This is a genomic window from Vibrio sp. TRT 17S01, from assembly GCF_050113695.1.
GTDB lineage: Bacteria > Pseudomonadota > Gammaproteobacteria > Enterobacterales > Vibrionaceae > Vibrio.
The window spans coordinates 77,319-95,795 of sequence record NZ_JBNJOG010000006.1; the positions used below are offsets into that span (position 1 = coordinate 77,319).

The following is an 18,477-nucleotide window of genomic DNA, read 5'->3' on the forward strand; positions in this document are numbered from 1 at the left end:
GCAACGCTCTACAAACAAGGTAGAAAAATGACTCAGACACAAGATAAATTATCCGACCATGTTTCTGTCAATGAAGCACAGATGGCCGAAGTATTGGCAAAAATTGTTCGCGATAAATACCAATGGGTAGCGCAGCGAAAAAAAAGCCAACCGTTAGACAGTTTTCAACAAACCATCGAGCCTTCTGATCGCGATTTCTATGCTGCACTCAATACCGGAAAAACCGCATTTATTACTGAGTGTAAAAAAGCATCGCCTTCCAAAGGCCTCATTCGTGCTGACTTCGATTTGGATTACATTGCCTCTGTCTACAATAACCATGCGAACGCAATTTCTGTACTAACCGACGAAAAGTACTTTCAAGGTAGTTTCGATTTTCTGCCTCAGGTTCGCAAGCAAGTAAAGCAGCCCGTTCTATGCAAAGACTTTATGGTCGATACCTATCAGGTTTACCTTGCGCGCCATTACTCTGCTGATGCAATTTTACTCATGTTATCGGTACTCAATGATGAAGAGTACCAAGCACTCGCAGAGGTCGCTCACAGCTTGAATATGGGCATTTTGACTGAAGTCAGCAATGAGGAAGAGCTGCACCGCGCTGTCAAATTGAACGCAAAAGTGATTGGTATCAATAACCGTAACTTACGGGATCTCTCAACCGACCTGAATCGCACCAAAGAGCTCGCACCAACCATCCGAGAACTCGCACCAAACGCAACGATCATTTCGGAGTCTGGTATCTACACACACCAGCAAGTCCGAGATCTAGCCGCTTATGCGGATGGATTTTTGATTGGGAGTTCTTTGATGGCAGAAGACAACTTAGAGCTCGCGGTTAGGAAAGTAACACTCGGTGAAAACAAAGTCTGTGGGCTGACACATCCTGATGATGCGGCTAAAGCTTATCAAGCTGGTGCAGTATTTGGTGGACTTATCTTTGTCGAGCAATCAAAACGTGCCATCGACCTTGAACATGCCCGCTTGGTGATGAGCGGAGCACCATTGAACTTTGTTGGTGTTTTCCAAAACCACGACTTAGATTTCATCTTAACCAGAGTGAACGAGTTGGGATTAAAAGCGGTTCAACTGCACGGAACGGAAGATCAAACTTTTGTAACTACCCTCGCCGCTCAATTGCCTAGCGGAGTGGAAGTTTGGAAAGCTTACGGCGTAACGGATACTGTCCCTGAATTAATCGGTGTCGATATTGATCGCCACCTACTCGATACCAAAGTAGGCACTCAAACTGGCGGTACGGGTTTGGTATTTGATTGGTCGCTGATAGCCGACCCATCAAAAGTTATGCTCGCCGGAGGCATCAACCCTTTCAATGCACAAAAAGCATCACAACAAGGTTGCCTAGGACTTGATCTAAACTCTGGCGTAGAGAACTCGCCTGGGAAAAAAGACAAAGAAAAGCTTGAGCAAACTTTTGCCGCTATCCGCAACTACTAGTTACGAATGATTAAGACAAATTTTTCTGAGATGACATTCATCTCATACTGAAACAAGGAATTAAAAATGGCTAAATTGGATGCCTACTTTGGCGAATACGGTGGTCAATACGTACCACAAATTTTAGTCCCAGCACTAGAGCAACTGGAACAAGCCTTTATTGATGCTCAGGAAGACCCAGATTTTCGCAGCGAATTCATGAGTTTATTGCAAGAATATGCAGGCCGCCCAACCGCACTGACATTAACGCGTAACCTCACTAAAGGTACAAAAACCAAACTGTACCTTAAGCGTGAAGACCTGCTTCATGGTGGAGCCCACAAAACAAACCAAGTTCTTGGTCAAGCTCTACTTGCCAAGCGCATGGGCAAAAATGAGATCATCGCTGAGACAGGCGCTGGTCAACATGGCGTTGCAACCGCACTCGCTTGTGCCCTACTTGGCTTAAAATGCCGCGTATACATGGGAGCAAAAGATGTCGAGCGCCAAAGTCCAAATGTCTTTCGTATGAAGCTGATGGGAGCTGAAGTTATACCAGTTCATTCAGGTTCAGCGACCTTAAAAGATGCCTGTAACGAAGCACTACGCGACTGGTCTGCAACTTATGAAGATGCACACTATTTGCTAGGAACAGCAGCAGGTCCTCACCCATTCCCAACCATTGTTCGTGAATTCCAACGAATGATAGGTGAAGAAACAAAAAATCAGATCCTTGCCCGCGAAGGACGTTTACCTGATGCTATCATCGCTTGCGTTGGCGGTGGTTCAAATGCAATCGGTATGTTTGCTGATTTTATAGAAGAAGAAAGTGTCCGCTTAATTGGTGTCGAGCCTGCTGGTAAAGGCATTGATACCGACCAACACGGCGCGCCACTGAAACATGGTAAAACCGGTATATTCTTTGGTATGAAAGCACCGTTGATGCAAGATGAAAACGGCCAAGTTGAAGAATCTTATTCAGTGTCTGCGGGCTTGGATTTCCCATCGGTTGGCCCACAGCACGCTCATTTAAATGCCATTGGTCGAGCAGAGTATGACAATGTCACGGACGATGAAGCGCTTGATGCTTTCCAAGAACTCGCTCGTAGCGAAGGTATTATTCCAGCACTTGAATCCTCCCACGCTTTAGCACATGCCCTGCGCATGGCACGAAATAACCCAGAAAAAGAACAGCTACTCGTCGTCAACCTTTCTGGACGCGGTGATAAAGATATCTTCACTGTACACGCAATCTTAGAAGAAAAAGGAGTGATCTAATGAGCCGTTATGAAAAGATGTTTGAGCGCCTAAATGAAAAAAAACAAGGTGCATTCGTACCGTTCGTAACGGTGGGAGATCCTAACCCTGATCTGTCTCTCCAAATTATGGAAACTTTGGTGGAAGCGGGTGCCGATGCATTAGAGCTTGGCATTCCTTTCTCGGATCCGCTGGCTGATGGGCCAACAATCCAAGGGGCAAATATTCGTGCACTCGATTCAAATACAACCCCTGATATTTGTTTTGAGCTGATCGGTAAGATCCGCCATAAGTACCCTGACCTGCCGATCGGCTTACTGATGTATGCCAACCTTGTCTACTCACGCGGTATTGAGCACTTTTATGAGCGCTGTGCACAAGCAGGTATCGACTCCGTGCTTATCGCTGACGTACCGACAAATGAAAGTACTGAATTCGTTGCTGCGGCGCAAAAGTTTGGCATCCACCCTATCTTTATTGCTCCACCAACTGCATCCGATGAGACACTCAAATCGGTTGCAGAGCTTGGAGGAGGCTACACTTACCTACTTTCTCGAGCAGGTGTGACAGGGGCAGAAACTAAAGCCAATATGCCTGTAGGAGATATGCTGGACAAGCTCAATAAATTCAAGGCACCACCATCTTTACTAGGTTTTGGTATATCTGAGCCAGCTCAAGTTAAACAAGCGTTGGAATCTGGAGCTGCTGGTGCAATCTCAGGCTCTGCCGTGGTAAGAATCATCGAGAAACACATAGAACAACCTGAAGTCATGTTAAAGCAACTTGCTGGTTTTGTTTCTTCGATGAAATCTGCCACTCAAAAACAACTGAAAAGTTAAATAAAATGTTATGAGATCGATTTCTTAATCAACCTAAGGAATCGATCTTTTTTTTAACAAAAACTCACCTAATCTCTCCCCGCATCTTTCATTCGCACCATCTGTATTTTTACGAGATAAATAACACATACAAATAGCAAACGTTTTCTTTTGTACATTTTTTTGCCAATCATCAATAAAAATACGAATAGAACGGCATTCCTCATTGTAATGATGTTGCGAAATGTAAAGGATACATGTAAAAAGCAAGGCAAGATATTCACCCAAATTAATCTTTGTTTGCGGTGTCAATATCCAGGAATTTAAAATTTATTAGCACAGAGGTTATGGAAGTGTTAAAAGAAAAGAGTTTGCTAAACAATATTGGCGTACAGGTTGTCATTGCAATGATCGCGGGTACTGCCGTTGGTGCCTTAATGGGTCATAGCGCCACCATTTTTGCTCCCTTGGGCGCAATCTTTATTAATCTAATAAAAATGTTGGTTATTCCTTTAGTCGCCGTTGCATTGATATCTGGTGCTGCTGGCTTAGGTAACAGCCAATCAGCAGGTAAAGTGGGCGTGATCACCCTAGGGTATTTTGGCCTTACCTCCGCGCTGGCAGTTGCACTTGCTCTATTTATGGGTGAAGTGTTTAAACCGGGCATCGGTATCGACTTATCTGGTGTAGAAGGCATGTTTTCTGCCGAGTACGCTTCTAAAGGTGAATTACCTTCTTTCTGGGCAACCATTACAGGTATGATCCCAACCAACGTTTTTCAGTCACTGAATGAAGCAAATATCCTCCAGATTCTTGTATTCTGCATGTTCTTCGGTATTGCGATTTCAAAGCAAGCGAAAGAAAAACGTGAACCAATCATAAACGGCGTAAACTGCATTGTTGATGCCATGGTTTGGATGATCAATAAAGTCATGATCATCGCACCAATTGGTGTATTTGGCTTAATGGCTGAAGCTGTGGGTACCTTTGGTTTTGCCGCTCTCATGGTCGTATTTAAACTATTCATTGTTTATATCGCAGCAATCCTTATTTTTGGCTTTGTCGCCTACCCGTTAATGGTGCATCTATTCACTAAGACATCTGCTAAAAAGTTTCTTACGGCAATGAAGAAGCCTCAAGCAGTTGCCTTATCTACCGCATCATCAATGGCGACGCTGCCAGTCACCATGGATACCTGTGAACATGAGCTGGGAGTGAAAAACTCAACGGCATCATTTGTTCTACCTCTTGGTGCAACAATCAACATGTCAGGTAATGCCATCTACTATGGTTTGGTTGCGATTTTCTTCGCACAACTCTTCAACGTTGACTTAGGTATTGGAGCTTATATCGCTATTATCGTAACTTCGACTTTAGGTGCAGTAGGTCAAGCCGGAGTTCCTGGCCCATCATTCCTAGTTGTTGCAGTACTTCTAGCTGCGGGTATCCCAATTGAAGGTCTACCACTTCTATTTGCTCTCGATCGTATCTTCGATATGATTCGTACCGCACTGAACATCACTGGTGATGCGGCTTGTGCCGTAATTGTTGATGCTTTAGTAGAAGAATCGAAAGAAGAAGCTGAACTAGCAAAACAGCAAGTTTAATAAATAAACGCATAATCTTATTATTTTTAAAAACCACCATTCTCAAGTATGGTGGTTTTTTTATGCATAAGGTTGCGCTATTTCTCAAAAAGTTAGCCGTATAAATCATGTTTTTGTTATTATCAGGAAGAATATACAAAAAACACAATAAAAACGTTGGCTAGCCTATGAAAATCACAAATTTTCTATCTAATTACTTTCTAAATTATCAACAATTAACTAATGAGCAAATTAATGACATTTTTAATTTTATCGTTGAACTAGAAAGAACAGAATCTATTCACTCTTTGTTATCAATAATTGTTGAAAGCAGAAAAAAAACACTTCTAAGAAATAACCCAAATTTTATTAATGACAATTTAAATAAAATATTCGCTTCCAAAGAATATCAAAGCCTAATTATTGAAGACTCATATCTATCACCACAATCTGAGCATCTTTTAATAGAAAAATTTGCCTTGAAATTTTTCGACTCAATTTTAAAGATGTGGGCAAGCTATGAGTTACATAAAGTCAAATCAAGATGTTTAGGCCATTGTGATGAGCGTTGTTCAATCAGCCTGAATGAAGATGAGTACACTGGGCAGCTGGTAGAAAATATCAGCACGACGGATCTCCAAGTAAAAACTCCTTACGAACCCGGCGTGTACTCGCTAAAGGACGCTATCTTAGTTTCAAACATTCATTTGTTTGTACTGGAACAAAAGTGGTTCGAGCTTTTAGACACCTTGTCCCTGTCAGCAGAAGGACGTCATTTTGTTCTGCTACGCTTAACTGATAGCTATCCCATTCTAGCCTCTAGTGCTCTGGTTCAAGATTGGAGTGAACGTCATTCATGGTTAAGCTTCTCCCCTTTCTTCCAGCATGATGGATGGGAAATGCTTGCAAGGGAAAACCATTTTGAATCCATTAGTCAACTACAAGTCTTTAAGTATATGCCGCCAAAACACACATCACTTCGCAGTTTTGACAAAGAATGCTCCAGTCTCATTTGTAATGGCGATAAAGCTTGTGAAATACTCAGGCTATCAACTTCTGGCTCAACCAAACAACGACTGTTTATTCTGTATCTGGCGCAAAAAGAAATGGCAAAATCATTATCCCTTAATGGGTTTGAAATCGCTTACACAATCATAGATAACTCATGGTTATTACGCTTTTATCGTGCACTCGCGCCAGGGAATTATGTTGATCTCGCACGCTACTCTATTAACGAAAATAAGTTATTTACTTATCGAGGAATGTGGTTGATAGAGAATCTTGCAAAAAGTTTTGAACAACACAATTTTAAAAGCTACAGCAAACTTGTGATTCAGCAAAAACAAGAGGCTAATCTAGCGTATGAATAGCCTATCTCAAGAGGTAATATCTAATCCTGTACTATCTTTATTGCTTGCTGCAGTATTCGTAGTCGCACTTTGGATTGGTCATTTTGCTAAATCTATTCGTAAAGAAAATAATAGATTTAACCAAGGTATTGCAATCCCGTATATTCTTTACTCCATTTCGATCATGACATGGATTGCAAGCAATGCTTATTTTCACTCTCCTTTACTAACTAACTTTGGAGAGGAAATGGCAATAACACTAGCTATTATTGCTAATATAAGCTCATATTCAGCATTTGCGTTTGCTTTTCTTGTATCACTAAAACTAACACGGCACTTAAACTCAAGTATTTATGAACTTTTTAGCCACGTAACTTTAATCCTCTTTACTGGCTATGTTCTTTACTCCAATTTAATGCCGGGACTTACTATTTCCGGTATCACCATAATAGACAAAGGTAGTTTCATACTTGACTTTGGCCCTGCCACTTCTAGTTTCTTCTTAACCGTATTAATCCTGATTATATTAACATTCAGAAATCTTATTATTTATTCTAAGAGTTCAATATCAATTCATCAGGTTCGCTCTATCTATATGATAGTTGGTATTAGTGTGTTTATGTTTTCAACACTTCTAATACATGTCATCGTTCCTTTTTTATGGAATGACTTTTCATTAGCCTGGTTACCCCCCGCTCTATCGATAACGGAAATGTTGCTAATGGGATATGCTCTAATAACGGCTCGTTTTTATAGCAGTAGGCATATTCTTTATACTGCGTTGAAAACAGTAATAACGTGCGGATTAATCATCATTCCATTGTTTGCTCTCATCCAGTTGTTCTCGAAGTCTGATCAGATTGGCACAATTGCAATAAGCTGTATTGCAACTGCCATCACTTGGAAATGGGTGTATTCACGCGTCAAGCCGATGGCAAGCAGAGTTGTGTATGGCACAACATCAACACCACAAGAGCAAATTTATGCGCTCACTGATACATTTCAGAAGTCCACAACTCAGGCAATGCATAAGCTAGCAACAATACTCAATATTAGTGACTATGATCTTCAAACGATTTCCAGCGATCAGGAAGAGCAGCTTTATCGGTCCCAGTTTAGAAAGAAAGGCAATATTTTAGTTTTTGAAGAGCTCCTACTTGGCTCAGAAACTGGTAGTGAAGGGTTAATGCCGGAACATCTAAAGAAAATGCACCACAATAATGTTGCTTTGGTTTTGCCCATTTTTGACCACGCAGATCGCTTGTCACACCTATTGCTAGCAAATCGTAAACGGGATGGAAAACTTTTCTTTAGTGAAGAAATTCAAGCGCTTCAAAGTGTGTTTGTGAAAGCTCAAGGCTATATCAACGCCGATCGTAAAGTCAGGCAATCCCAAGCTTTAGCTAATTCTATTGCACACGAGATGCGCAATCCTTTAGCGCAAGTTCAATTACAATTTGAGATGTTAAGCCATCGTATTGAACGAGGCGATTCTCCAGAGTTGCTGCTGAGTGAAGTGAGAAAAGGCAACGCTGCTATTTCCAGAGGACGCCAGTTAATCGACATTATTTTGCGTGAAGTGAGTGACTCATCATTGGAAAGTGAGCCATCAACGCCAATGTCGATGAAACGAGCAATTGAGCAAGCCGTTGAGCGTTATGCCTTCGAGAACTCCTCTTCTCGGGCAAGGGTCCACCTCAATACTCAACAAGACTTCGTTGCTAGAGTAAACGATACTTTGTTTAATTTTGTCATTTTCAATTTACTTCGCAATGCGCTCTACTATTTTGACTCCTATCCTGACAGTCAAATTGAAATCAGTACTCATAAAAGCAAGTTTGAGAACTACGTCTTGTTTACTGACACAGGACCAGGTATCCCAAGTGAATTCCAACATCGTATCTTTGACGACTTCTTTTCTCACAATAAAAGCGGTGGCAGTGGCTTAGGTTTGGGCTATTGCCGCCGTGTTATGCAATCCTTTGGCGGGAAAATTGAGTGTGAATCTGTTGAAGGAGAGAAAACAACGTTTAAGTTAATATTTCCCGCTCAAGATTTACCTCTAAACAAAGAGTTAGTCTCCTCATCATTTTTCTTCACACCAGAGCCGATACTTTCCGAGCAACTTTTGGATGACCCTGTCGCTCTCAAGGAATCTACGTCTGACATTACTGTACTCGTCGTTGACGATAAAGAAGTTCAAAGATCGTTAGTCATCTTCTACCTTGATCAGTTAAACGTGAACGTTATACAAGCGAATAACGGTCTGAAAGCGATTGAACAAGTCAAAGCCAATTCCGTTGATTTGGTTTTAATGGATATCCAAATGCCTGTTTTGAATGGCTTTGATGCCAGTCGTGCGATTAAGCAGTTCCGTCCTGATTTGCCAATTGTTGCGCTATCTGGGGAGTCTGGGGAAAGGGAATTAGAACTTATCGATCTGTTAATGGACGACAGGTTGACAAAACCAACGACAAAACAAGCATTAAGCGAGTTATTGAAGCGATACTTTCCTGAGGAAGCCAACTCGATATCAAACAATGAGATCGCCGTCGCTCACTAATGGCATTGAATATGCTTCACCAGTACAACGATAATTTGAGGCGGCAAAATCTTGACCTTGTCGCTTTCTTTCTCCATAGGAGTACTGGTTATGGAGCTGCACAGACACACCTACTACCATCTCATTCATCATGGTATTAAGAGCTTACTTGTTGATCGAATCGGCCACTTTACCGAAACGGAATATCACCAATACCTTAATCTCATGACCGGAAAATCTTGCTGCTTTTCTATGAGCGATACCGAGCTGCAAATAACTGTAGAGAGCTTGAGAGAAGAAGGTTATCTCGAAGACATTAAGCGCCTTATCCCCCGTCTCGAAGCGGATATGCTGAGACGCTAAATCCAACCTATTTATCCCTGATGGTTTTGTCCTGGCAGTTATTTAGATACACTGTCGGGCATTCCATTTATGCTTAATGATGTTAAAAATGAAGCTGCTTATTGATTTTATTCCACTAATTATATTTTTCGCACTCTTTAAATTGTATGACATCTATGTTGCTACTGGCGCTCTAATCGCCGCAACAGCGATACAACTGGTCATTACATACGCGCTATACAAAAAGGTAGAAAAAATGCAATTAATCACGTTTGTGTTGGTTGCAATCTTTGGTGGAATGACCATTTTCTTACATGATGACAACTTCATTAAGTGGAAAGTCACCATCGTATACCTTGTGTTTGCGATAGGTCTGGCAACAAGTCATATCATTGGCAAATCAGCAATCAAAAGCATGTTAGGCAAAGAGATCTCACTTCCCGATACTGTGTGGGCAAAGATCACTTGGGCTTGGGTGACGTTTTTCTCTCTCTGTGCAGTATTAAACATTTATATTGCTTTTAAACTTCCACTCGATGTGTGGGTCAACTTCAAAGTATTTGGCCTACTTGCTGCGACATTTGGATTTACCTTGCTGACCGGCATCTATATCTACAAGCATCTGCCAAAAGACAGCCAAGAGGAATAATTAAATCACCACCACATTTGTAAACTAAGTCAATCTCACTGAGCCTAGCATCTCGAGGTTACTTGGGTATAATTGTGACACTTTTTCAGCGACCACTTTGGTCGCTGTTTTGTTTGTTGTAGATGTTGAAACGAGTCCGAAAATGAATTCACCTAAAGGCCAATTATTACTTAGAACCCTTGCAATGCCCGCTGACACCAACGCCAATGGCGACATATTTGGTGGATGGATCATGTCACAGCTTGATTTAGCTGGTGGCATATTGGCCAAAGAGATTTCCTCTGGCCGCATTGTTACGGTTTCTGTCTCCAGTATTACTTTCAAGAAACCCGTGAAAGTTGGCGATGTGGTTTGTTGTTACGGTGAGTGTACTAAAATTGGTCGTACATCAATGAGCATCGATTTAGAAGTATGGGTAAAACCGGTGAAAGAACACGGAATAGAAGATCGTTTTATGGTCTGTGATGCCACATTTAATTACGTCGCTATTGACTCTGACGGCAAGCCTCGCGCTATTAATTAACCACATAGTACAGTGAGTTAAATATGTGAAATAAAGGGTCATTCACGACTAATTTCACATTTTGATGATAGTTCGACTTTTAAAAGTGGTTACATTCGGTAGAGTTAGTTTCAATTTCAACTTGTAACCTATACGACTTCAATCAGGTTGCACATTACGAACAAGGATATTGTCATGTGGTACGTCATCTTTTCGCAAGACATCGAAAACTCTCTAGAAAAGCGCATGAGCGTTCGTCCTCAACATCTTGAGCGTCTACAACAATTACAAAACGAAGGTCGATTGCTCACCGCAGGCCCAATGCCAGCAATTGATTCAGAAAACCCAGGAGAAGCTGGATTTACCGGCTCTACTGTTATTGCAGATTTTTCATCGTTAGAAGAGGCTCAAGCTTGGGCTGATGCCGACCCATATGTCGCTGCTGGCGTTTATGAGAAAGTTATTGTAAAACCATTTAAAAAAGTACTCTAATTATGAAAAAAGCGCTGCTCTCTACCTGCTGCATCATTAGCAGTATTCTTCTTCTCGCTGGTTGTTCATCGAACGCCGAGCGACAACGTCACCTTGAGCTACTGGCAAGCAACCGTGCGAACTTGCTCGCAGCGGAACTCCCTTTGGAATCTGGCCCGTTATCGATTATGCGCGCCAACGCCAAGGGAACAACGATTGAAATTATGATGGTTTACAACGATGACGCCCCAAACTCAAAACCTGCACAGCAAGTATTGAGATACAGCATCAACAGCTACTGCACTTCGCCTGATACTAAAACGAACCTTGATGTTGGCCTGAGCTACCGCATTAAAATGCGTAATAACCGAGGGCAGTTGATGGCAGATGAATTTATCTCAGAAGAGACTTGTAGCCAGCTAAAATCGCAATAGCGTTTGGTCTCGTTCTACATACAAAACGAAAAATGCCGACATAACGTCGGCATTTTCTTTTTCGCTTTAATGAATTTACGCTTGCTCTGCAAATTCCTTACGTAGCTTCTTCGCAGCAGAAACCATGTTAGCGAGTGATGCTTCAGTTTCGGCCCAGTTACGTGTTTTTAAGCCACAATCTGGGTTTACCCACAAGCGTTGAGCTGGAATTTTTTCTGCGGCTGTATTGATCAAACCTTCAATCCACTCTTCACTTGGAATATTTGGAGAGTGAATATCGTACACACCCGGGCCAATTTCATTTGGATAGTTAAACTCTTCAAACGCTTTTAGCAGTTCCATATTTGAACGAGATGTTTCAATCGTAATCACATCCGCATCCAACGCCGCAACAGAATCGATGATCTCATTGAACTCGGAGTAACACATGTGAGTGTGGATCTGCGTTTCTGGTTTCGCACTCGCTGCTGATACTTTAAACGCATCAACTGCCCACTCTAGATATGCTTTGTGATCACGCTTTTTCAATGGCAATCCTTCTCGAATGGCAGGTTCATCAATCTGAATGATGTTGATCCCTGCATCTTGCAAATCAGACACCTCGTCTCTCAATGCGAGCGCTAGTTGGTCTGCAATCTCCTTACGGCTAATATCTTCACGTGGGAACGTCCAGCATAAAATCGTAACAGGACCAGTAAGCATACCTTTCATTTGCTTTGAGGTAAGAGACTGAGCATAAGTAGACCACCCCACTGTAATTGGTTTTTCACGTTCAATGTCAGCCACGACAATTGCAGGCTTCACGCATCGTGAGCCATAGCTCTGAACCCAACCAAATTTGGTGGTTTGGAATCCTGCCAGATTTTCAGCAAAATATTCCACCATATCGTTACGCTCAGCTTCGCCATGAACAAGTACGTCAAGATCGAGTGCTTCTTGTCGCTTTACCGCATCGGCAATGTGCCCTTTTAGGGCTGTTTCATATTCCGCCTCAGATAGCTGTCCCGTGCGGTATGCGCTGCGCTGTACACGTATTTCACTGGTTTGAGGAAAAGAGCCAATTGTGGTCGTCGGAAACAAAGGTAACCCCAACACTTCACTCTGATGAGCAGCACGTTCCGCGTAAGGTGCTGTACGCTCTGTTAGGGCTTTAGTCAGTTGACTCAATCGGTGTTGAACTTGTGGTTTATTGACATCTGTTGACGTCTTACGCGCTTGGATCGGTGCACTGTAAGTATCACAGGCCAAAACAGCGTCTTGATCGCCTTCTAAAGCTTTGCCTAACAACGCAACTTCAGTGACTTTTTGTTTTGCAAATGCAAACCAACTTCTTACGTTTTCTGAAAGTGCTGGCTCTAGGTCAAGATCCACCGGGCTATGCAGTAATGAGCAAGAGCTTGCTACCCATAAATTGTCCCCTAACTTATCTTTAAGCGGTTGAAGACGCTCAAGTTGAGCACTCAAATCTGCGCGCCATACGTTTCGCCCATTTACCACACCTGCAGACAATACCCAGCCTTGAGGTAGCTTCTCTACAACATCATCAAGTTGAGACGGAGCTGCGGACAAGTCGATATGTAGACCATCCACATCCAGTTCGACGATTTTGTCTAACGTGTCTGATACTGAGTCGAAGTAAGTGGTCAACAGTACTTTTATATCGCTACGCAGTACTTGATACGCCAGTTTAAATGAATCTTGCCAAGGCTTCTCTAACTCCAGTGATAGAATAGGTTCGTCAATCTGCACCCATTCCACGCCCTGTTTGGCAAGTTTGGCAAAAATCGCTTGGTAAGCAGATAGCAGGCGTGGCAGTAGCGTTAGACGATCAAATCCTTCTTCTACTTCTTTACCAAGATATAGGTAACTGATTGGTCCCAGAAGAACAGGCTTAACCTTATGTCCCGCTTTGGTGGCTTCATTCACTTCTTCAAAAAGCTGTGGCCAGCTCACTTCAAACGAATCGTCTTTGCTAAACTCAGGCACAATGTAGTGGTAGTTAGTGTTAAACCACTTGGTCATATCGGATGCAGCACTACCATTACAACCGCAGTTTGCTTGAGATTGCCCACGTCCCACTTTAAATAGAGTATCTAGATCAGGGAATCCGTTACGATGGCGCTTTGGCACATGGCCCAGTAACAACGTGGTCGTAAGTACATGATCATACCAAGCAAAATCACCTGCAGTCACAAAACTCAGTCCAGCGTCAGTTTGAGTTTGCCAGTTCTTATTACGTAATGTTGAACCAACAGCTTTTAGCTCTGCTTGATCAATTTCTCCTCGCCAGTACTTTTCTAGTGCAAACTTCAATTCACGTTTTTCACCAACACGTGGATAACCAAGAATGTGTGTTGTTATAGCCATGTCCCTATTCCTTCTGATTCGTTAATTCTTTCATGTTTGGTCAGACAATTAAGATGTCTGGATGGCTAAAATATCTCGCTAATCACGCACTTGAACAATCTCCAATTATTCAACTTGTTTATTAGAAAAATTCATAATAATGAGTAACGTTATAAAACTGTTCATATTAAGCACCATAGATTTGGCCATCTAGATGTTTACAGCTCTATTTAATCCGAGTATTGTTAACAGAATTCATAAAGGTGAATTCATAATGAGAGGAACTCATGATTGAGCTGAAACACTTAAGGACCCTGACTTCACTGCGTGACACAGGATCGCTCACGGCAACTGCCACAGCATTGCACTTAACGCAGTCAGCTCTGTCTCATCAGCTAAAGGATCTTGAGGCTAGAATTGGTAACCCATTATTTTTAAGAAAAACCCGGCCTGTTCGCTTCACTTCTGAAGGCGAGATCTTACTCAGACTGGCAGATGAGATCTTACCTAGATTAGCCAAAGCAGAGAATGAAATAGCAAGCCTCAAAGAGGACGTTAATGGCCGCCTTCACATGGCGATTGAGTGCCATTCTTGCTTTCAATGGCTTATGCCTGCACTGAAAGAATATCAAGTCGCTTGGCCAAGTGTAACGTTGGATTTTTCATCAGGTTTTGGCTTTGAACCTTTACCTGCTTTAGTGAGTGGTGAACTGGATCTTGTGATCACCTCTGACATTCAACCACGCTCTGAAGTGCACTACGAACCACTCTTCGATTTTGAAATGCGTTTAATCACAGCGACCACTCACCCATTGGCAGACAAAGAACGCATCGTTCCAGACGATTTAGCCAATGAAACCATGCTGTGCTACCCAGTACAAAAGCAGCGACTTGATGTTGTTAAGCACTTTTTATCTCCAGCGAGTGTGGAGCCCGCAAAGTGGAAACAAGCCGATAACACATTGATGTTGGTTCAAATGGTGTCAGCAGGGTTGGGGGTGGCAGCATTACCCAATTGGGCAATCAGTGAGTTTTCAAGACAAGGTTTAATTACCAGCATTCCGCTTGGTGATGGGCTTTGGCGACGATTATTTGCGGCAACCCGTCATTCTGAGAAAGAGAAACGTTACCTTCAAGCTTTCTTTAATACCGCTCGCCAGCAATGTAAAAGCCACCTTGAAGGGATCAAGATGGCGTAAATTGAATTTGGCTATCTTTCGTATGATTTAAATTGATTCGTGAGCGGGTCATATTGATAGCCAAGTATATCCAGTTTGCCCACAACCGTTTCGACATCCATTTCATACATGGAAACCAACTCTTCGAAGCTATCGCACTCTAATCTGAGCTTCTCATTCACAATACCCAGCAAAATGATGCTGTCCAAATTACCAACATTACTTAAATCCATAGCACTGCTCCTCTGCACGCCCACGAACCTACTTTAGAGCTTAGCGTTAGTGGCAGAAAAAAGTAGTGATGCCTGTCTAAAGAAATGCTACTTAGAGCGCAAACAAGCCAAAATTGAATACCGAGGCAGATAACATCATAGCCATCGCGACAAATAACTGCAGTTTATGAGCGGTTTTGTGCGTGAATATATGCCAGCACCACACAACAACCGCTGAAATCATTAGGGCTAAACCAATAAGGAGCAAAGGCGTGACTTGTGTCAGTTGCTGAGCGTCAAAGCCGTAAGCTTTTAGTAAAATCGTCACGCAAACCAACATCGAACTCACCACTCCAACAACAGGCAAAATACGATGGAATGCTTGAAGCCTTGTTTTGGCGATGATCAGCAGCAAATGGGCAAATGAGGCTCCAAGAAGCGGAACAAGAAGGAATAAATAGATAGAAGAAGCAAGGCTTAGCTGCTCAGCAACCAAAATGCCGACATACGCTAATGCTAATCCATTTGCTAGATACATCACCCACAACGGCCCTTGTTCTCTGGTTTTCTTGGTTTGAACTTGCGAGTAGAAGTACGCTAACGCAAACACAATTAGAAAAGATTGAATTTTCACGGAAGCGACGGCTAACCATAAAATCGCCAATGCAGGAAGCACCTTGTGAATTCGCCCTCTCTGCCCCGGGCAAATCTCTCCTTTCACTAAAATTAAGGTCAAAAGTAGTTGAGCCCCTAATAACATCGGTGGCAAAAGCGTAAGCAGTTGTGGGATCATAAGTTGTCGCGTTCAATGATAAAGTCTGGACGCGGATAATAACAAAACTTAGTGAATTAGCCATTAGCAAAATACTCGAACACATCGCGCTTCGTGACGGTTCCTAAATAGTTACCCGCTTCATCTTCCACAACCCAAGGTGGGTTGACGCCACTTTTCAGTAAATCAGCAATTTCCGTTACCTTGGTTTGGAAGGAAATCCGGTATAGGTCCGTTCTCATCACCTGATTTAATCGTTTTTGCCAAATAGTCAGATCCTTCGTGGTTTCTAATTTAGTCCCCAACGTTGGAGAAAGGTGAAAATTTAAGCTTTCACGATCAATTAATCCAACACAAGTATTACCGTCTAAGATGGGGAGTAACTCGATGTTAAAATTATTTGAGTCAAACAGTCCTTTTGCTTTCTCTAATGTGTCTTGCGGCTCTAAGCATGGAATATGCGTATGTGTAATGCTCAATATCCCCACACCTCTGACACTTGACCGACGCTCAAGAAAATCTTCCAGCTTGTCAAAATACTCCCACGCATGTTCCAGCTCATCTAGCGCTAAAGGTTTCGAGAAAAAATAACCCTGAATATAATCCACCCCTAAACTGCACAGCACTTCGAGTTCGTAACGTGTTTCAACTCCCTCCGCCACCACTTTTACTTCAAGCGTATGGGCAAGTTCGATGATCATTTTCACAATGTAGTATTTATGTGACCCCACTTTTAGATCGATGACAAATTCACGATCAATTTTTAATAAATCGAAATTGCAATCACTCAAGTAGGTAAATGAGCTATAACCAGTACCAAAATCATCAATCGCAACACTCACCCCTTGTTCACGTAAATTGCTAATAAGAGAGGATTGTCGCGATTCACTATCGAAATAAGCACTTTCAGTCAGCTCAATGGTGACCAAATGCGGCGTTTTTGCGTGCTCCCGGATCATCAGTTCTGCACTCTTTAATACTTCTCCCGGTTCCAGTTTCGTATTGAGAGAACGATTGATTGTCAGCCCTAAACCAGCTCCAAAACGCTGTTGAATCACCTCTAAATCTTGCAGCGCTTTCTTACCAACACACCAATCAAGATCAGCAATGAGATCTAAATCCTCAGCGATGGTAATGATTTCCTGTGTATTTAACATATTCCCATTGGGCGTTTTAAATCGGCTCAATGCTTCAAACTTCACGATATCCCAATTGTGCACGTCGACAATCGGTTGATAGAACACCTCCACATTCCCGCTTTTTATGCACTTCACCGTCCACTCTTCTAACTCCTTACGCCGTAAGACTTCTTTATGAATGGCTCCGTGATAAAACGTGATCAAACCTTTCGACTCTGCAGTTTGCTCCAGCATCGCCTGCACTGCATGTGAAACTAAGAGTTTCGGGCTATGCGTATCATGTCCGAGAACGGAAACGCCGACTTTCCCATTTAAAATAGCGCGATGAATGGCTTTTCCAGCGCTTTGGTTAAGTCCACTAAAAAAACGCCGAATCGTCTGATGGATGATCCTAACTTGTGACGGTCCCTGACATTTTTCACATTCCAAGAAAGCGACAAAGTGATTCCCGCCAATGTAGCCAACCTGAGTCGCAACCCGATTTCTCGCCAAGTGTTCAGACAATAGAGATTTCATCTCAAATTCATCATCACCAGAAAACTTAGGGATAAATGCCACAACTAAACAGACATTTTCTTCCTGTCCATCCATCCATCGAGTAGCAACAGACTGAGTAAATTGCTGTTCCGTTGGCAGCTGAGTTAGCAATTCAACACCACCATGTTCCACATCTTGAACGCGATATAAATGGTTGGATAAGTCGAGAAAATAGCCAATAAAGAACACGCGATCTCGCAAATGAAGACGCTGCAGTGTCATTTCCTGAGGAATAATCCGACCATCAGCGGCCTTAATCAGTATGACACCACTCCAAAATCCACTTTCATCAATGTCGAGCCAGATTTTCTGATAAAACTCCTTACTGTGTTTCCCTGAGTTGAGCATCGATAAACTATTGCCAACCAAATCAATATTGCGGTATCCACTGTGTGTTTGAAAGTAGTGATTGGAGAGCATAATACGTTTGTTACTGTCTGCGAGTAGAATGCCGCGATGGGGGTTATCGAAAAGCTGATCAAAGAGGCTACCAAATACCTGACCATTGGAAGGAAACGATAAAAGAGGATATAAGCTACCCGTTATTCTTTTATCAACGCTAGGCGTGTATGAGAACTCCACATAACTGATTTTCCCTTTATCGAGATACAAAGGGCAGCTGAACACGCCTGGCTCTTGGCGCACGTGAGCCGATTCAAACTGTTTGATCAATTCCGATTTATCATCAAAATTAAGGCAAGATAAAAGAAAATTCTCGGTCATCGATGGCATTGGAGAGGCCAACACCCTGCTGCATAGCTCTCGATCAATTTCCAACCGATGTTCGTCTAAGCACCATTGCCAATCTACATGAGGCAATGCATGAAACTCTTGCTCAGATAACGGTTGTTCCATCAAACGCTTCATAATACGAATCCAAATTCAATGAAGAAGACTTATCTTCTATAA

General features: G+C 42.4%; 16 protein-coding genes. 12 read left to right on the top strand and 4 right to left on the bottom strand.

Going from position 1 to position 18,477, the window contains the following annotated elements:
• Positions 1–27: 27 nt before the first annotated feature.
• The 11 genes from trpCF (at position 28) to ACQEXS_RS11305 (ending at position 11,384) form a co-directional block, all read left to right on the top strand.
• A complete protein-coding gene (gene trpCF, locus ACQEXS_RS11255; RefSeq protein WP_427013891.1) occupies positions 28–1,455 on the top strand; it encodes a bifunctional indole-3-glycerol-phosphate synthase TrpC/phosphoribosylanthranilate isomerase TrpF in 1,428 nt (475 codons plus the stop codon).
• Between the two features lie 66 nt (positions 1,456–1,521).
• Positions 1,522–2,712: a tryptophan synthase subunit beta gene (trpB, locus tag ACQEXS_RS11260; RefSeq protein ID WP_427009333.1), complete on the top strand. Its 1,191-nt coding sequence runs from the start codon at positions 1,522–1,524 to the stop codon at positions 2,710–2,712.
• Positions 2,712–3,530 carry a tryptophan synthase subunit alpha gene (gene trpA / locus ACQEXS_RS11265; RefSeq protein ID WP_427013892.1) on the top strand — a complete coding sequence of 273 codons (819 nt, stop codon included), beginning with the start codon at positions 2,712–2,714 and terminating at the stop codon, positions 3,528–3,530. The genes trpB and trpA overlap by 1 nt, the downstream gene beginning before the upstream one ends.
• A 326-nt stretch (positions 3,531–3,856) precedes the next feature.
• Positions 3,857–5,116, top strand: coding sequence for a dicarboxylate/amino acid:cation symporter (locus tag ACQEXS_RS11270; protein WP_427013893.1), 1,260 nt, complete (start codon positions 3,857–3,859; stop codon positions 5,114–5,116).
• Between the two features lie 167 nt (positions 5,117–5,283).
• Positions 5,284–6,465, top strand: a complete 1,182-nt coding sequence (locus ACQEXS_RS11275; RefSeq protein ID WP_427013894.1) for an acyl-homoserine-lactone synthase — start codon at positions 5,284–5,286, stop codon at positions 6,463–6,465.
• Positions 6,466–7,375: 910 nt separating this feature from the next.
• Positions 7,376–9,007 (top strand): ATP-binding response regulator, encoded by a 1,632-nt coding sequence (locus tag ACQEXS_RS11280; protein WP_427013895.1) that lies wholly within the window; start codon positions 7,376–7,378, stop codon positions 9,005–9,007.
• A 90-nt stretch (positions 9,008–9,097) separates the two neighbouring features.
• Positions 9,098–9,349 carry a hypothetical protein gene (locus tag ACQEXS_RS11285; RefSeq protein WP_427009328.1) on the top strand — a complete coding sequence of 84 codons (252 nt, stop codon included), beginning with the start codon at positions 9,098–9,100 and terminating at the stop codon, positions 9,347–9,349.
• Positions 9,350–9,437: 88 nt separating this feature from the next.
• Positions 9,438–9,977 carry a septation protein A gene (locus ACQEXS_RS11290; protein ID WP_427013896.1) on the top strand — a complete coding sequence of 180 codons (540 nt, stop codon included), beginning with the start codon at positions 9,438–9,440 and terminating at the stop codon, positions 9,975–9,977.
• 142 nt (positions 9,978–10,119) lie between these two features.
• Positions 10,120–10,500 carry an acyl-CoA thioester hydrolase YciA gene (gene yciA / locus ACQEXS_RS11295; RefSeq protein WP_367986726.1) on the top strand — a complete coding sequence of 127 codons (381 nt, stop codon included), beginning with the start codon at positions 10,120–10,122 and terminating at the stop codon, positions 10,498–10,500.
• Between the two features lie 174 nt (positions 10,501–10,674).
• The gene (locus ACQEXS_RS11300) at positions 10,675–10,971 is read left to right on the top strand and encodes a YciI family protein (protein WP_427009327.1); all 297 of its coding nucleotides are present in this window, start codon (positions 10,675–10,677) and stop codon (positions 10,969–10,971) included.
• Positions 10,972–10,973: 2 nt separating this feature from the next.
• Positions 10,974–11,384, top strand: coding sequence for a GspS/AspS pilotin family protein (locus tag ACQEXS_RS11305; protein ID WP_427009326.1), 411 nt, complete (start codon positions 10,974–10,976; stop codon positions 11,382–11,384).
• Positions 11,385–11,459: 75 nt separating this feature from the next.
• Here ACQEXS_RS11305 and metE read toward each other — a convergent pair whose 3' ends face one another.
• Positions 11,460–13,751 carry a 5-methyltetrahydropteroyltriglutamate--homocysteine S-methyltransferase gene (gene metE / locus ACQEXS_RS11310; RefSeq protein ID WP_427013897.1) on the bottom strand — a complete coding sequence of 764 codons (2,292 nt, stop codon included), beginning with the start codon at positions 13,749–13,751 and terminating at the stop codon, positions 11,460–11,462.
• A 266-nt stretch (positions 13,752–14,017) separates the two neighbouring features.
• Between metE and metR the strand changes: the two genes are divergently transcribed.
• Entirely contained in the window at positions 14,018–14,929 is a 912-nt protein-coding gene (gene metR, locus ACQEXS_RS11315; protein ID WP_427013898.1) for an HTH-type transcriptional regulator MetR, read from the top strand.
• A gap of 11 nt (positions 14,930–14,940) precedes the next feature.
• On the opposite strand, the gene ACQEXS_RS11320 is transcribed toward metR, so the two are convergent.
• The 3 genes from ACQEXS_RS11320 to ACQEXS_RS11330 form a co-directional block, all read right to left on the bottom strand.
• Positions 14,941–15,141 carry a DUF4250 domain-containing protein gene (locus ACQEXS_RS11320; protein WP_367986731.1) on the bottom strand — a complete coding sequence of 67 codons (201 nt, stop codon included), beginning with the start codon at positions 15,139–15,141 and terminating at the stop codon, positions 14,941–14,943.
• A 91-nt stretch (positions 15,142–15,232) separates the two neighbouring features.
• Positions 15,233–15,913, bottom strand: a complete 681-nt coding sequence (locus tag ACQEXS_RS11325) for a hypothetical protein (protein WP_427013899.1) — start codon at positions 15,911–15,913, stop codon at positions 15,233–15,235.
• Between the two features lie 56 nt (positions 15,914–15,969).
• Positions 15,970–18,435, bottom strand: a complete 2,466-nt coding sequence (locus tag ACQEXS_RS11330) for an EAL domain-containing protein (RefSeq protein ID WP_427013900.1) — start codon at positions 18,433–18,435, stop codon at positions 15,970–15,972.
• Positions 18,436–18,477 lie beyond the last annotated feature (42 nt).

Bases quoted from the DNA above. Each gene is read 5' to 3' on its own strand.
- trpCF (WP_427013891.1), top strand. From the start codon at position 28: ATGACTCAGACACAAGATAAATTATCCGACCATGTTTCTGTCAATGAA.
- trpB (WP_427009333.1), top strand. From the start codon at position 1,522: ATGGCTAAATTGGATGCCTACTTTGGCGAATACGGTGGTCAATACGTA.
- trpA (WP_427013892.1), top strand. From the start codon at position 2,712: ATGAGCCGTTATGAAAAGATGTTTGAGCGCCTAAATGAAAAAAAACAA.
- ACQEXS_RS11270 (WP_427013893.1), top strand. From the start codon at position 3,857: ATGGAAGTGTTAAAAGAAAAGAGTTTGCTAAACAATATTGGCGTACAG.
- ACQEXS_RS11275 (WP_427013894.1), top strand. From the start codon at position 5,284: ATGAAAATCACAAATTTTCTATCTAATTACTTTCTAAATTATCAACAA.
- ACQEXS_RS11280 (WP_427013895.1), top strand. From the start codon at position 7,376: ATGGCAAGCAGAGTTGTGTATGGCACAACATCAACACCACAAGAGCAA.
- ACQEXS_RS11285 (WP_427009328.1), top strand. From the start codon at position 9,098: ATGGAGCTGCACAGACACACCTACTACCATCTCATTCATCATGGTATT.
- ACQEXS_RS11290 (WP_427013896.1), top strand. From the start codon at position 9,438: ATGAAGCTGCTTATTGATTTTATTCCACTAATTATATTTTTCGCACTC.
- yciA (WP_367986726.1), top strand. From the start codon at position 10,120: ATGAATTCACCTAAAGGCCAATTATTACTTAGAACCCTTGCAATGCCC.
- ACQEXS_RS11300 (WP_427009327.1), top strand. From the start codon at position 10,675: ATGTGGTACGTCATCTTTTCGCAAGACATCGAAAACTCTCTAGAAAAG.
- ACQEXS_RS11305 (WP_427009326.1), top strand. From the start codon at position 10,974: ATGAAAAAAGCGCTGCTCTCTACCTGCTGCATCATTAGCAGTATTCTT.
- metE (WP_427013897.1), bottom strand. From the start codon at position 13,751: ATGGCTATAACAACACACATTCTTGGTTATCCACGTGTTGGTGAAAAA.
- metR (WP_427013898.1), top strand. From the start codon at position 14,018: ATGATTGAGCTGAAACACTTAAGGACCCTGACTTCACTGCGTGACACA.
- ACQEXS_RS11320 (WP_367986731.1), bottom strand. From the start codon at position 15,141: ATGGATTTAAGTAATGTTGGTAATTTGGACAGCATCATTTTGCTGGGT.
- ACQEXS_RS11325 (WP_427013899.1), bottom strand. From the start codon at position 15,913: ATGATCCCACAACTGCTTACGCTTTTGCCACCGATGTTATTAGGGGCT.
- ACQEXS_RS11330 (WP_427013900.1), bottom strand. From the start codon at position 18,435: ATGAAGCGTTTGATGGAACAACCGTTATCTGAGCAAGAGTTTCATGCA.